General features: G+C 74.1%; 9 protein-coding genes and 1 pseudogene. 6 read left to right on the top strand and 4 right to left on the bottom strand.

All coding sequences use genetic code 11. From position 1 onward, the window contains the following. Positions 1 to 12: 12 nt before the first annotated feature. Positions 13 to 3,402, top strand: coding sequence for a S8 family serine peptidase (locus C2142_RS13220; RefSeq protein ID WP_148642820.1), 3,390 nt, complete (start codon positions 13 to 15; stop codon positions 3,400 to 3,402). Between the two features lie 87 nt (positions 3,403 to 3,489). On the opposite strand, the gene C2142_RS41545 is transcribed toward C2142_RS13220, so the two are convergent. Beyond that, positions 3,490 to 6,015, bottom strand: coding sequence for a YfhO family protein (locus C2142_RS41545; RefSeq protein WP_162002464.1), 2,526 nt, complete (start codon positions 6,013 to 6,015; stop codon positions 3,490 to 3,492). A 165-nt stretch (positions 6,016 to 6,180) separates the two neighbouring features. Here C2142_RS41545 and C2142_RS13210 point away from each other — a divergent pair, with 165 nt between their 5' ends. The 5 genes from C2142_RS13210 (at position 6,181) to cimA (ending at position 11,812) form a co-directional block, all read left to right on the top strand. After that, positions 6,181 to 6,747: a Uma2 family endonuclease gene (locus tag C2142_RS13210; RefSeq protein ID WP_241002554.1), complete on the top strand. Its 567-nt coding sequence runs from the start codon at positions 6,181 to 6,183 to the stop codon at positions 6,745 to 6,747. A 62-nt stretch (positions 6,748 to 6,809) separates the two neighbouring features. Continuing rightward, the gene (locus C2142_RS13205; protein WP_148642817.1) at positions 6,810 to 7,847 is read left to right on the top strand and encodes a 3-isopropylmalate dehydrogenase; all 1,038 of its coding nucleotides are present in this window, start codon (positions 6,810 to 6,812) and stop codon (positions 7,845 to 7,847) included. 238 nt (positions 7,848 to 8,085) lie between these two features. Then, a complete protein-coding gene (locus C2142_RS13200; RefSeq protein WP_148642816.1) occupies positions 8,086 to 9,198 on the top strand; it encodes a branched-chain amino acid aminotransferase in 1,113 nt (370 codons plus the stop codon). A gap of 103 nt (positions 9,199 to 9,301) precedes the next feature. Next, positions 9,302 to 9,871: a Uma2 family endonuclease gene (locus C2142_RS13195; protein WP_148642815.1), complete on the top strand. Its 570-nt coding sequence runs from the start codon at positions 9,302 to 9,304 to the stop codon at positions 9,869 to 9,871. Positions 9,872 to 10,192: 321 nt separating this feature from the next. Then, positions 10,193 to 11,812 carry a citramalate synthase gene (cimA, locus tag C2142_RS13190; RefSeq protein ID WP_148642814.1) on the top strand — a complete coding sequence of 540 codons (1,620 nt, stop codon included), beginning with the start codon at positions 10,193 to 10,195 and terminating at the stop codon, positions 11,810 to 11,812. A 131-nt stretch (positions 11,813 to 11,943) separates the two neighbouring features. On the opposite strand, the gene C2142_RS13185 is transcribed toward cimA, so the two are convergent. The 3 genes and pseudogenes from C2142_RS13185 to C2142_RS13175 all read right to left on the bottom strand — a co-directional run. Beyond that, entirely contained in the window at positions 11,944 to 12,528 is a 585-nt protein-coding gene (locus C2142_RS13185; RefSeq protein WP_148642813.1) for an ATP/GTP-binding protein, read from the bottom strand. Further along, positions 12,509 to 13,213 (bottom strand): DUF742 domain-containing protein, encoded by a 705-nt coding sequence (locus C2142_RS13180; RefSeq protein ID WP_148642812.1) that lies wholly within the window; start codon positions 13,211 to 13,213, stop codon positions 12,509 to 12,511. Before C2142_RS13180 ends, C2142_RS13185 begins: the two co-directional genes overlap by 20 nt. 161 nt (positions 13,214 to 13,374) lie before the next feature. After that, a pseudogene (locus tag C2142_RS13175) lies at positions 13,375 to 13,611 on the bottom strand (roadblock/LC7 domain-containing protein); the annotation flags it as partial.

Here is a 13,611-nt window from a genome sequence, read left to right as displayed (position 1 = left end):
GGAGAGGGCCCAGTGCGTCAGCCACCCGTCCGTCGTCCGGTCACCAGGATCGGACTCACCCTGGCCCTGCTGGCGGGGCCGGTGCTGCTCACCGCGGCCCCGGCGGCCGGCAGCCCGCCGCCGGGCCCGACGGCCCAGGGCGCCCCGCCGGGGCGCCCGGCCTCCGTCCTGCTGGAGCTCACCACCGAGGCCGCCGGCCCGGCCTGGCGGCGTGCGGCCGCCGAGGCCCGGCGGGCCCGGCGCTCCCCGGAGGCCGTCCGCCGGGAGGCCGCGCAGGCCGGGGGCGGGCAGCGGTCCCGCGCCTCCGACGCGCTCGACCGGCTCGCCGACGCCGTCCGCGGCGCGGCGCCCACCGCCCGCGAGCTCTACCGCACCCGCACCCTGCTCACCGGCCTCGCCGTCACCGTGCCCGCCGACCGGCTGCCCGCCCTGCGCGCGCTGCCCGGCGTCCGGGCCGTCCACCCGGTCGTGCGCAAGCAGCGGGACAACGCGTACTCCGTGCCGCTCACCGGGGCGCCGCAGGTCTGGTCCGGCCCCTCCTCGGACGGCACGACCGGCGGCAACACCGGGCAGGGCGTGCGGATCGGCGTCATCGACAGCGGCATCGACTACACCCACGCCGACTTCGGCGGCCCCGGCACCGCGGAGGCGTTCAAGGCGGTCGACGGCGCCAGGCCGGCCCCCGCCGGACTCTTCCCCAACGCCAAGGTGGTCGGCGGCAAGGACCTCGTCGGGGACGCCTACAACCCGGACCCGTCCGCCCCGAACTACCAGCCCGACCCGCACCCCGACGCCAACCCGATCGACTGCGCGCTCAACGGCCACGGCACCCACGTCGCCGGCACCGCCGCCGGCCTCGGCGTCACCGCCGACGGCCACCCGTACGCCGGCCCCTACCGGCCCGGCCTCGACCCGGCCGCCTTCAAGGTCGGCCCCGGCGCCGCACCCGGCGCCCAGCTCTACGCGATCCGGGTGTTCGGCTGCGACGGCTCCACCGACCAGCTCGCCCAGGCCCTCGACGTCGCCGCCGACCCGGACGGCGACGGCGACCTCGGCGACCGGCTCGACATCGTCAACCTCTCCCTCGGCAGCCGCTTCGGCTCCACCGACGACGCCGACGCCGTCGCCGTCGACCACCTCGCCGACCTCGGCACCCTGGTGGTCGCGGCCGCCGGCAACGAGGGTGACGTCTACGGCATCGGCGGCAGCCCCGGCACCGCCGCCCGGGCCCTCGCGGTCGCCGCCTCGGTCGACCCGCACAGCGACGCCGACGGCCTCACCGTGCTGGCCCCCGCGCCGCTCGCCGGCATCGTCCCGGCCCACTGGAGCGGCCGCTACCAGGGCTGGTCCACCGCCGACGTCGCCGGCCGGCTCGCGCTGCCCGTCGACCAGGCCGACGGCTGCTCCGCCTTCACCGACGCCGACAAGCAGCGGCTCACCGGCAGGATCGCCGTACTCGCCTGGGCCACCCGCGAGTCCGAGCGCGCGTGCGGCTCCGGCCCGCGCGCCGACCACGCCGCCGACGCCGGCGCGATCGGCGCCCTGCTCGCCGCCGGCGACGACCACCTCGCCGAGATCGCCGGCAACGACCGCATCCCCGTCGCCCTGCTCGCCCACGCCGACGGCGAACGCCTCCGCCAGGGCGCGGCGGCCGGCCCGGTCGACGTCCGGCTGGCCGCGCCCGGCAACCCGCTGCACGGCGTCGTCCCCCAGGACCAGCCGCAACGCACCGACACCCTCGCCGACTTCACCTCGCGCGGGATCGGCGTGCCCGGCGTGGTCAAGCCCGACCTGGCCGCGCCCGGCGAGACGATCTGGTCCGCCAAGGCCGGCAGCGGAGGCGGGGGCCAGCGCGAGGACGGCACCTCGATGGCCACCCCGCACGTGGCCGGACTCGCCGCCCTCGTCCGCGCCGCCCACCCCGACTGGACGGTCGAGCAGCTCAAGGCCGCGCTGATGAACACCGCCGGGGACACCTGGCTCGGGGACGGCGGCACCGGCCCGGTCTACGGCCCCGAGCGCACCGGCGCCGGCCGGGCCCGGGTCGACGCCGCCGTCCGCACCCCCGCCGTCGCGTACGCCGCGGGGGAGGGCGCGGTGCAGGGCAGCGTCGGCGTCTCCTTCGGGGTGGTGGCGGTCGGCGGTGCGCCCGGCGCGGCCCGCCCGGCGGAGGTCCGCGAGGTGGAGGTCCGCAACCTCTCCGGCGCGGCGGTGACCTACCGCACCGGCTACGCGGCCGCCACCGACGTGCCCGGCGCCCGCTACGAGATCAGCCCCGACCGGGTCGAGGTCCCGGCCGGCGGCACCGCCCGCGTCCGGGTCACCCTGGCCGTCCCCGGGCAGCTGGGCCGCAGTCCCGACCCGACCATCGCCACCCTCCAGGGCGGAAAGGCCCGCAGCTACCGCGGCGAACTCTCCGGCCGGCTGCTGCTCACCCCCGAGTCCGACGCGGCCCTGCCCGCGCTGCGGGTCCCCGTCTTCGCCGCCCCCCGGCCCGCCTCCGACCTCAGCGCCACCACCCCGGTCCGCACCCCCCGCGCCGGCGCGCTCGTCGTCCTCGGCGGCACCCGGGCGCCCGCCGAACAGCCCGGCCTGCTCAGCGCCTTCGCCCTCGGCGGCGAAGGGACCCGCTGGCCCGACTGCCCGCCCGGCAGCGGCGCCGCCGTCGGCCCGGGCGCGGGCATCGTCCCCGAGGGGGGCGAACCGCAGAAACCGGAGGACGTCTGCGTCGAACGCCCGGGCGACCGGGCCGCCAACCTGCGCGCCGCGGGCGCCGCCTCGGACGCGCCCGCCGTCGGTGACGGGCAGGGCACGCTCTACCTCGCTGCCCAGTTCTGGGCGCCCGCCACCACGCCGGTCGGCGTCTTCGCCGTCCGGGCCTCGCTCGACACCGACGGGGACGGCAGCACGGACGTCTTCGTCAAGGCCGACCGGCAGCGCGGCAGCGACGTCCTGGTCGCCCGTACCGTGGACGCCCGGACCGGCGCCGAGCTGGACGTCCAGCCGCTCAACGCCCGCTGGGGTGACACCGACACCGCGCTGCTCGACAGCGACGTGCTGGTGCTCCCGGTACGGCTGAGCGCCCTCCCCGGCGTGAAGGCGGGCCACAGCACCGTCCGCTACGGGCTCTGGACCGGCGTCGCCACCGCCGGCAAGCCCGACCCGGCCGAGGCGTTCTCCGCCATCGGCCTGCGCGGCACCCGGCCCACCCTCGCCGTCGACGTCCTGCACCCGGCCGTCGACGTCCGGACCGGCCCCGGCGGCCCCGCCGCGGTGGCGGCGCCGCTGCCGCCCGGCACCGTGCTCGACGTCCGCCGGGCCGACGGGGACACGTCGCGCCTGCTGCTCCTGCACCACTTCAACCGCGACGGCCTCCGCGGGCAGATCCTGAACCTGCCCTGACACCGCGCCCCGTACCCGGAGCCGCCGCCCCGCAGCGGGCGGCGGCTCCGTCGCGTGCCGGGCCCGTCGGCCGCACCGCCGGGCGGTTCACAGGCCCCACGTGCCTCCCGGCGGCCGCCACTCCTCCCGCCACTCCCGCTCGGCCGCCGCCCGGCGGACGCGGCGCGGTGTCCGGGTGGGGCGGTGGCGCAGGCGGCCGAAGACGGCGGTCAGGGCGGTGACGGCGGCGGAGGCGAGCGCGAAGGTCTCGCCCTCGGTGAGGCCGGGCGGGCGGAAGGAGCAGACGACCCGGTCGGCGCCCCGGCCGAGCGGGACACCGACCATGCCCAGCACGGACCGCGGCGCCGCGTACGGGCCGCCGCCGGCCGAGCAGGTCCACCCGGTGGTGGCCGGGACGGAGAGAAGGGCGGTTCCGGTGCTGCCCGCGGGGAGGACGGCGGTGAGGCCGTGCCCGCCCGCGGTGACCCGCGTCGCGCCGGTGGCGGTGAGCCGGGTGAGGGCCGCGTCCAGGGCGCCGGGGCGCAGGCAGCCGATCGGCCGGGCCGGGACCTGGGTGACGGTGTCCGCGTGCAGCACCACCCGGACGACGCCGTCGGCGGGCACCGGCCCCAGCAGGTGCACGGGCACCGCGGTGGTCGGCTGGACGCCGTCGCTGCGGTAGGTGGTGCCGAGGCCGCTCACCGTGCCGTTGAACCAGACCCCGTGGAAGTACGCGGTGCCGCCCGGCGTGCAGACCGCGGTGAAGGCGGTGCCGCCCGTGCCCTCCGGGGTGGCGGGGACGGACCACCCGCTGCTGCCGTGCGCGGTGGGCGCCGGGCCGGCGGCCGGGACGGGCACGGGTACGTCGTACACCTGCCCGCCGAGCAGCGACTCCTGCCGGGACCAGACCGAGGTGGTGTCGACGGCCGATCCCGGCGGCAGGACGGTGACCAGCGGGGGAGCGGGCGCCCGGACGACGGTGAAGCCGTCCGGCGGGGGCCCGTCGGCGAGGTGGGTGTGCACGCCGAACAGCGCCTGCCCGACCGGATCGGTGACGCTCGCGGTCTGCCGTCCACCCGCCGTCCAGCCCGCGCCGAGGTCGTGCAGGAGCAGGGCGGTGACCGTGGGCAGGTAGCCGCTGGAGTAGCCGCCGCCCTGGCCGTCGAGCAGCAGCGGGTCGTTCGGGGTGAAGGCGTGCGGACCGGGGTCGGTGCGGGCGCGCGGCCAGTCGGCGGCCTGCCGCATCGCCGCGTACCCGGCCCGGACGGACGCCCCCGAGGCGGTGCCGGTGGCCGGCGTGCCCAGCGCCGCGTACGAGGACCAGACCGCGCCGCCCAGTACGGCGCACCCGAGCACCGCCGTCGCCGCCGCGCCCGCCCGTCGGTCGGTGTGCCGGTGCTCCAGCGTCCACAGGGCGGCGAGCAGGACGGCGCCGCCGGCCACCAGCAGCACCCAGGTGGACGCCCGTACCGAGTGCCGGCCCGCCGCGACGGCGGCCACCACCAGCACCACCGCGGCCCCGCCGAGCAGGGTCACGGTGTCCGGACGGTGCGACAGCGAGACCCAGCCGGCCAGCACCAGCAGGCCGCTGAGCACGAAGGCGACACGGTAGGGGCCGCCGGCCGGGATCGCCAGGCCGTGCCAGACCAGCACCGTCGGCGTCCAGACGAAGCTGAGCACCACGAGCACCAGCAGCCCGCACCAGACGATCCGCTCGCGGGCCCGCACCCGCCGGTTGAACGGCAGCCCGGCCACCAGCAGGAGGCCGAACAGGCCGATCGAGACGTCCGGGACGGGCGGGCCGCCGTGGGTGCCGGGCAGCAGCTGGGCCAGGTGCCCGCCGAGCCCGGACGGGCCGAGCGGCTGCACCGGGGACTCCGGCTGGGCCTCCTGCGCGGCCCGGACGGCGACGAACAGGACGGGCGCGGCGAGCAGCATCCCGGCGGTGGCCATGGTGACGGCCCGGCCGGCCACCCGGACGAGCGTCTTGAACGGCCGGCGGACGGCCAGCAGCCGGACGGCGAGTACCAGGCCGGCCGTGATGGTGGCCATCGCGGCCGTGTACAGGTTGCCCCACCAGGCGAGCGCGACGCAGAGGGTGCCGGACAGCCAGCGCCGCTCGTGCAGGCACCAGTCGCCGGCCACGACCAGCAGCGGCAGCGAGACCAGGCCCCAGAGCCACATCGGGGCCGTCCCGCCGACGGTCGGCACCCAGGCGCAGAGCCCGTAGCCGAGGGCGGCGAGCGCCCGCAGCCAGCGCGGTCCCGGGTGCAGCCGGCCCAGCGCGTAGGTCATCAGGCCGGTGCCGAGCCCGATGCTGGACAGGGCCACCAGGAACACCGCCAACTGGCCCTGGTCGCGCGGCAGCAGGACGGTGGGCCAGGAGAACGGGTTCATCAGGTAGGCGAAGAAGTCGGCGAGGAACGGCGCGCCGTAGCCGCTGTTCCAGTTGAACAGCAGGTCGCCGGGGGAGTCGCCGCGCACCATGTCCCAGAGGTGGGCGTGGAACGGCACCGCGGTCTGGGTCGCCCCCGGCGGCCACTCCCCGCGCAGCCCGGCCGCGATGGCGTACGCGGCCATCCCCAGCCCGGCCGCCGCCCCGCACACCCGTGCCTCCCGCCACCGCTCGGCCATGGTGAGACGCCCCGTTCTACGAGGAATGCCGGACCGGATGCCCGCGAGCATAAGCGCGCCCCCGGCGTGGAGCGCGTCGCACGCGCTCCCTCGTGGGAATGACGCCCGGGAGGATCTGCCGAGTAGCCTGAAATGGTCCGTCAGGGTGGCTGTATGGGAGGAATCATGAGCACCGAGCCGTACCCCGACTGGCTCCGCCCTCCGGTCGGCGGCTACACCGCCGAGGATCTCGACCGGCTGCCGGATCTCCCGCCGCATACGGAACTGCTCGACGGGAGCCTGATCTTCGTGAGTCCGCAGACGCTCTTCCACATGCGTACGCTCCGCAGGCTGGAGCAGGCGTTGGAGGCAGCTGTTCCGGAGGGGTGGGAGGTGTGGCGGGAGATGACGGTCAGGCTGAACCTGCGGAATCGTCCCGAACCGGATCTCTTGGTCGTCGACGAGCACGCCGATACCGGCCCCAAGGGGACGTACTGCAACGCCGAGGACGTCCTGCTCGCCGTGGAGGTCGTGTCCGAGGAGTCCCGGGAGCGCGACCGGCAGGTGAAGCCGCGCAAGTACGCCGCAGCCGGTGTCCGCCACTTCTGGCGCGTCGAGGGTGACGACGAGGGCCGTCCGGTCGTCCACACCTACGAGCTCGACCCAGCCACCCAGTCCTACGGTCTGACCGGCATCCACCACAAGCAGCTGAAGCTCGAACGCCCGTTCCCGGTCGACGTCGACCTGACCTGACCGTTCGTCCGGATAGTGGACACGAGGTGTCAGCCTCTGGGACACCGGAGTAGGGTCCGATCATGTCTCGCACCATTCGTCTCGCAGTTGTCCCCGGTGACGGCATCGGCCAGGAAGTGGTGGCCGAAGGCCTCAAGGTCCTTGGCGCCGCGCTGCCCGCCGACGTGAAGCTGGAGACCACCGAGTACGACCTCGGCGCCCGGCGCTACCACCGCACCGGCGAGACGCTGCCGGACAGCGTGCTGGCGGAGCTGAAGGCCCACGACGCGATCCTGCTCGGCGCCATCGGCGACCCGAGCGTGCCGTCCGGCGTGCTGGAGCGCGGGCTGCTGCTGAAGCTGCGGTTCGCCTTCGACCACCACATCAACCTCCGCCCGGGCCGTCTCTTCCCCGGCGTGAAGTCCCCGCTGGCCGGCGAGCCGGACATCGACTTCGTGGTCGTCCGCGAGGGCACCGAGGGCCCGTACGTCGGCAACGGCGGCACGCTGCGCACCGGTACCGAGCACGAGGTGGCCACCGAGGTCAGCCTCAACACCGCCTACGGCATCGAGCGGGTCGTCCGGGACGCCTACCGCCGGGCCCAGGCGCGTCCGCGCAAGAAGCTCACGCTCGTCCACAAGAACAACGTGCTGGTGCACGCCGGCCACCTGTGGACGCGGATCTTCGAGCAGGTCGGCCGGGAGTTCCCCGAGGTCACCACCGACTACCTGCACGTCGACGCGGCGACCATCTTCTTCGTCACCCAGCCCGAGCGGTTCGACGTGATCGTCACCGACAACCTGTTCGGCGACATCCTGACCGACCTGGCCGCCGCCGTCACCGGTGGCATCGGCCTGGCGGCCAGCGGCAACATCAACCCGAGCGGCGACTTCCCGTCGATGTTCGAGCCCGTGCACGGCTCGGCGCCGGACATCGCGGGCCAGGGCAAGGCCGACCCGACCGCCACCGTGCTCTCGGTCGCCATGCTGCTGGACCACCTCGGCTTCGCCGCCGAGGCCGCCAAGGTCGAGGCCGCGGTCGCCGCGGACCTGGCCGAGCGGACGGGCACCCGTACGACCTCGCAGGTCGGCGACGCGCTCACCGCCCGAGTATCCGGCTGAGCGGCCGGAACCGAGAAGCGGTCTCCGGCTTGGCGGCCGGAACCGACACAACGTGTTCCGGCCCGACGGGCCGGACCGCATAACCACAGCTTGCAGCTCCCCAAGGAGCCCGCGACTGTTCGGCACGGCCCTCTGGATGCGAGTATCGACAGTGGGCCGTGCCGTCGTGCGTTCGTTCGCCGAAACGAATCCCGGCGGAGGCGGCCCGGACCAACCCCACGGTGAAGGACATACAGCCATGAGCACGCCCACCCAGGCGCCCATCACGTTCGACCTCAAGCCCTCCGCCCAGCCGCTGTCCGACGCGGAGCGCGAGGCCCGGCTGACCAACCCCGGCTTCGGACGCGTCTTCACCGACCACATGGTCACCATCCGTTGGACCGAGGGCCGGGGCTGGCACGACGCCCAGCTGACGCCGTACGCGCCGCTGGAGATCGACCCGGCGAACATGACGCTCCACTACGGCCAGGCGATCTTCGAGGGCCTCAAGGCCTACCGCCAGGCCGACGGTTCGATCTCCACCTTCCGCCCGGAGGCCAACGCGACCCGCTTCCAGGCCTCCGCCCGCCGCCTGGCGATGCCGGAGCTGCCGGTCGAGACCTTCGTCGAGGCGGTCGAGCTGCTGGTCCAGCAGGAGCAGGCCTGGGTCCCGAACGAGCCGGAGCAGAGCCTCTACCTGCGCCCGTTCATGTTCGCGACCGAGGTCGGCCTGGGTGTCCGACCGGCCAACTCCTACCTCTTCATGATCATCGCCTCGCCGGCCGGCGCCTACTTCCCCGGTGGCGTCAAGCCGGTCTCGGTCTGGCTCTCCGAGGACTACGTCCGCGCCGCGCCGGGCGGCACCGGTGCCGCCAAGTGCGCCGGCAACTACGCCGCGTCCCTGGTCGCCCAGGCCGAGGCCGCCGCCAAGGGCTGCGACCAGGTCGTCTGGCTCGACGCCGCCGAGCACCGGTGGATCGAGGAGATGGGCGGCATGAACCTGTACTTCGTCTTCGGCGAGGGCAAGGACGCGAAGATCGTCACCCCCGAGCTCTCCGGCGCGCTGCTGCCCGGCATCACCCGCGACTCGCTGCTCCAGCTCGCCGCCGACCTCGGCTACGCCGTCGAGGAGCGGAAGATCTCCACCGAGGAGTGGAAGCAGGGCAACGCCGACGGCACCCTCACCGAGGTGTTCGCCTGCGGCACCGCCGCCGTGATCACCCCGGTCGGCTCGGTCAAGTCGGCCGGCGGCGACTGGACGGTCGGCACCGGCGAGCCCGGCCCGATCACCATGGAGCTGCGCAAGTCCCTGCTGGCCATCCAGGGCGGCCAGGCCCCCGACACGCACGGCTGGCTGCACAAGATCGTCTGATCGCGCGAGCACCGCGGCCGGGCGCCCCGCGACGGCGGGGCGCCCGGCCGCGTAATCTCGGAGAGTTCCGCTCGTTGAGCCGTGTGGACCAGAAGGAGGGGCTGTGACCGCGTTGACGCATGGGATCGCAGCGACTTCGGGTGACGAGGGCAAGAGCCTGCTGGAGGCCTTCCTCGCCTTGGAGCTGCGTGAAGGCTTCAAGGCCGAGCTCATCGAGGGGGAGATCGTCGTGACCCCACCGCCGGACGGTGAACACGAGACGCTGACCGGTCGGCTCAGCTGGCAGGTGGCCCGCCAGGCACCCAAAGGCCTGGACTTCGCGGCCGGCAAGGGGCTGATCGTTCCCACCGGGCGGTTCATCCCGGACGGTACGTTCACCACTCGTGGGGCGATGATCGGGCGTGGATCCTGGTCCAAGCCCGAGGGGGTCCTGATGGTCCTGGAGGTCACCTCCAGTCGGCCGAACACGGATCGCATCGACAAACGCAAGGGCTATGCCGCCGCGGAGATCCCGCTCTACCTGTTGATCGACCGCGAGAGGAACCAGGTCGTTCTGCACAGCGTTCCCGCGCGCGGCGACTACACCACCACCACGGTGGTCCCGATCGGCGACTCCTTGGGCCTCCCCGAGCCGTTCGGCTTCACGCTCGACACGGCCGAGCTCGTCGAGTAGGCGTCCCGCATCCCGAGACGCCGCGGCCGGATCCCGGACCGGTGTGCCAGACTGCGAGCGTGTCCTCGCTTTCGCTGATTATTAGCAGCAGGCGCGCCGGTCCGCAGTGACCGCTCCCGCACCACCCGATGCGGAGCGACCACCAGCGTCCAGACCCGCGCGCAGACCTCTCGCACCCGCGAGGGGTCTTTTGTTTTGCCCCGGACCGGCCGGAGCCCCCACAAGGGGCCGAGGGACACCGGGTGCGCGCGGGATGCTGGACAGTGGAGCCGGGTCCCCGAAACCGGCAGAGCACCACCCGACTCGACACAAGGAGTCCCCATGGCCGAGGCCAGCCGCACCGACGACAGCTTCCACGTCTTCGACACCACCCTGCGCGACGGCGCGCAGCGGGAGGGCATCAACCTCACGGTGGCCGACAAGCTGGCGATCGCCCGGCACCTGGACGAGTTCGGCGTCGGTTTCATCGAAGGCGGCTGGCCGGGCGCCAACCCGCGCGACACCGAGTTCTTCGCCAGGGCCGCCGCCGAGCTGGACCTCAGGAACGCCCGGCTGGTCGCCTTCGGCGCCACCCGCCGGGCCGGTGGCAAGGCCGCCGAGGACCCGCAGCTGGCCGCCCTGGTCACCTCGGGGGCGCCCGTCGTCACCCTGGTCGCCAAGGCCCACGACCGGCACGTCGAGCTGGCCCTGCGCACCACCCTGGACGAGAACCTGGAGATGGTCCGGGACAGCGTGGCGTACCTGCGCGCCCAGGGCCGTCGGGTCTTCATCGACTGCGAGCACTTCTTCGACGGCTACAAGGCCAACCGCGCGTACGCCCTCGCGGTGGTCCGCGCCGCGCACGAGGCCGGCGCCGACGTGGTGGTGCTCTGCGACACCAACGGGGGGATGCTGCCGGCCGGCGTCCGCGACACCGTCGCCGACGTCCTCCGGGACTGCCACACCTACAAGCCCGGCGCGCGGATCGGCATCCACGCCCAGGACGACACCGGCTGCGCGGTGGCCAACACCCTGGCCGCGGTGGACGCGGGCGCCACCCACGTCCAGTGCACCGCCAACGGCTACGGCGAGCGGGTCGGCAACGCCAACCTGTTCCCGGTGGTCGGCGCGCTGGAGATCAAGTACGACCGCCGGGTGCTGCCGCCCGGCAGCCTGGCCGAGATGACCCGGATCTCGCACGCCATCGCCGAGGTCGTCAACCTGGCGCCCTCCACCCACCAGCCCTACGTCGGCTTCTCCGCCTTCGCCCACAAGGCGGGCCTGCACGCCTCCGCGATCAAGGTCGACCCGGACCTCTACCAGCACATCGACCCGGAGACGGTCGGCAACACCATGCGGATGCTGGTCTCCGACATGGCCGGCCGCGCCTCGGTCGAGCTCAAGGGCAAGGAGCTGGGCTACGACCTCTCCACCGACCGGGACCTCGCCGGCCGGGTGGTCGCCAGGGTCAAGGAGCAGGAGAACCTCGGCTACACCTACGAGTCCGCCGACGCCTCCTTCGAGCTGCTGCTCCGTGACGAGGTGCGCGGCAGCCGCGAGCGCTTCTACACGCTGGAGTCCTGGCGGACCATCAGCGAGCAGGGCCCCAACGGCTTCTCGGGCAACGAGGCGACGGTGAAGCTCTCGGCCAAGGGCGAGCGGAGGATCGCCACCGGCGAGGGCAACGGCCCGGTCGACGCGCTGGACAAGGCGCTGCGCACCGCGCTGGACGGGATCTACCCGCAGCTGGGCAGGCTGGAGCTGGTGGACTACAAGGTCCGCATCCTGGAGGGCCAGCACGGCACCGGCTCCAAGACCCGGGTGCTGATCGAGACCAGCGACGGCACGGCCGGCTGGTCCACCGTCGGGGTGGCGGACAACGTGGTCGCCGCCTCCTGGCTGGCCCTGGAGGACGCCTACACCTACGGCCTGATCCGCGCGGGCCTGGAGCCCACCGAGTAACGGGCACCGGGCGGGCGCCCCACACCCGGCGGGCGCCCCGCGGAACGGGCGCCCCGCGGAACGGGCGCACGCCCACGGCCCACGGACTCCCCCAGGGGTCCGTGGGCCGCACCGTTCGTCCGTCGGCCCTCCTAGCGCAGGCGGGCGAGGAGGGCGTGCTCGACGAGCGTGATGAGGGCGCTCTTGGCGCTGTCACGGCGTCGGGCGTCCAGGGTGACGACCGGGGTGTCGGGGCCGAGTTGGAGGGCTTCGCGGACCTCGTCGGCGGTGTGGGGCTGGTGTCCGTCGAAGCCGTTGAGGGCGACGACGAAGGGCAGGCCGCTGTTCTCGAAGTAGTCGAGGGCGGGGAAGCAGTCGGCGAGGCGTCGGGTGTCGACGAGGACGACGGCGCCGATGGCGCCGCGGACGAGGTCGTCCCACATGAACCAGAAGCGGTCCTGTCCGGGGGTGCCGAACAGGTACAGGATCAGGTCCTCGTCGAGGGTGATGCGGCCGAAGTCCATGGCGACGGTGGTGGTCGTCTTGCCGGAGACGTGGCTGATGTCGTCGATGCCGGCGGACGCGGAGGTCATGACGGCTTCGGTGCGCAGCGGGTTGATCTCGGAGACGGCGCCGACGAGCGTGGTCTTGCCGACGCCGAAGCCACCGGCCACGACGATCTTCGCGGAGGTGGTGGCGCGGGTGGGGGCGGCCGCGTTAGAGCTTGCGAAGTCCACTGAGGACCCTTTCGAGCAGCGTGACGTCGGGCTGGTTTCCGGATTCGCCGCCGGAAGCGGGCTGGTGGATGGCGACCAGGCCGGCCTCGGCCAGGTCGGCCACGAGGATGCGGGCCACTCCCAGGGGCAGGGAGAGCAGCGCCGAGACCTCGGCGACGGACTTCACCTCGGTGCAGAGGGTGCAGATCCGCTGGTGCTCGGGGAGCAGGGTGGCCAGGCGCTGCGGGTCGACACTGGCGGAGACGAGTGCCTCCAGCGCCAGTTCGTAGCGCGGGCGGGTCCGCCCGCCGGTCATCGCGAACGGCCGGATCAGCGGGCCCGAGTCGTGGTCGTCCTCGAACTCCTCGACGTGCCCGGGATCCTCGGCCGGCGCGTAGCCGGGGTCGGGGCTCTGGTCGGGGACGCCGTGACCGGAGTGCCGGCCGGGCAGGTGGCCGTCCTGGGCCGGGTATCCGGCCGGCGGCGCGTCGTACGAGGGTTGCGGCTGGGAGTACTGGCCGTACTGGCCCTGCCCCGGACCGTACTGGTGCTGGGGCTGGCCGTACTGCTGCTGGCCGTACTGCTGGCCGTGCGGGCGGTCGTACTGCTGACCGTGGCCGACGACGCCGGGTGCTCCGAAGGCGTCATGGCCCGTGCCAGGGTACGGAACGCCGTACTGGCCGCTGCGGTCGTCGGGCGGTGTCACGGTTCCTCTCCTCACAAGGTGCGGCGGTGCGGTGCGAGCTCGGGCACGAGTCCCCAGCCGGTGTTGCGAAGGCCGTACAACGTCCGAACCCGAGCCCGCCGAAGCGGGCCCGGGACGGTCGTGGAGGTGCTTCGAATACCAGGACGGTATCCGACGAACCGTCAGTGCAGGAGACTGCCCTGGAGTTCTGCGCGGAGTGCGGGGGTGAGGACGGCGCCGGCGCGGTCGACGAGGAGGGCCATCTCGTAGCCGACCAGGCCGATGTCGGAGTCCGGCGAGGCGAGTACGGCGAGGGCGGAACCGTCACTTATGGCCATCAGGAAGAGGAAGCCGCGCTCCATCTCGACGACGGTCTGGTTGACCTCGCCACCCTCGAAGATCCGGCTGGGAGGTGAGGG

Origin of the sequence: Streptomyces sp. CB01881 (assembly GCF_002953255.1) — a bacterium.
Lineage (GTDB): Bacteria > Actinomycetota > Actinomycetes > Streptomycetales > Streptomycetaceae > Kitasatospora.
This window is presented reverse-complemented; position numbering and strand designations above follow the sequence as displayed.

Bases quoted from the DNA above. Each gene is read 5' to 3' on its own strand.
- C2142_RS41545 (WP_162002464.1), bottom strand. From the start codon at position 6,015: ATGGCCGAGCGGTGGCGGGAGGCACGGGTGTGCGGGGCGGCGGCCGGG.
- C2142_RS13210 (WP_241002554.1), top strand. From the start codon at position 6,181: ATGAGCACCGAGCCGTACCCCGACTGGCTCCGCCCTCCGGTCGGCGGC.
- C2142_RS13205 (WP_148642817.1), top strand. From the start codon at position 6,810: ATGTCTCGCACCATTCGTCTCGCAGTTGTCCCCGGTGACGGCATCGGC.
- C2142_RS13200 (WP_148642816.1), top strand. From the start codon at position 8,086: ATGAGCACGCCCACCCAGGCGCCCATCACGTTCGACCTCAAGCCCTCC.
- cimA (WP_148642814.1), top strand. From the start codon at position 10,193: ATGGCCGAGGCCAGCCGCACCGACGACAGCTTCCACGTCTTCGACACC.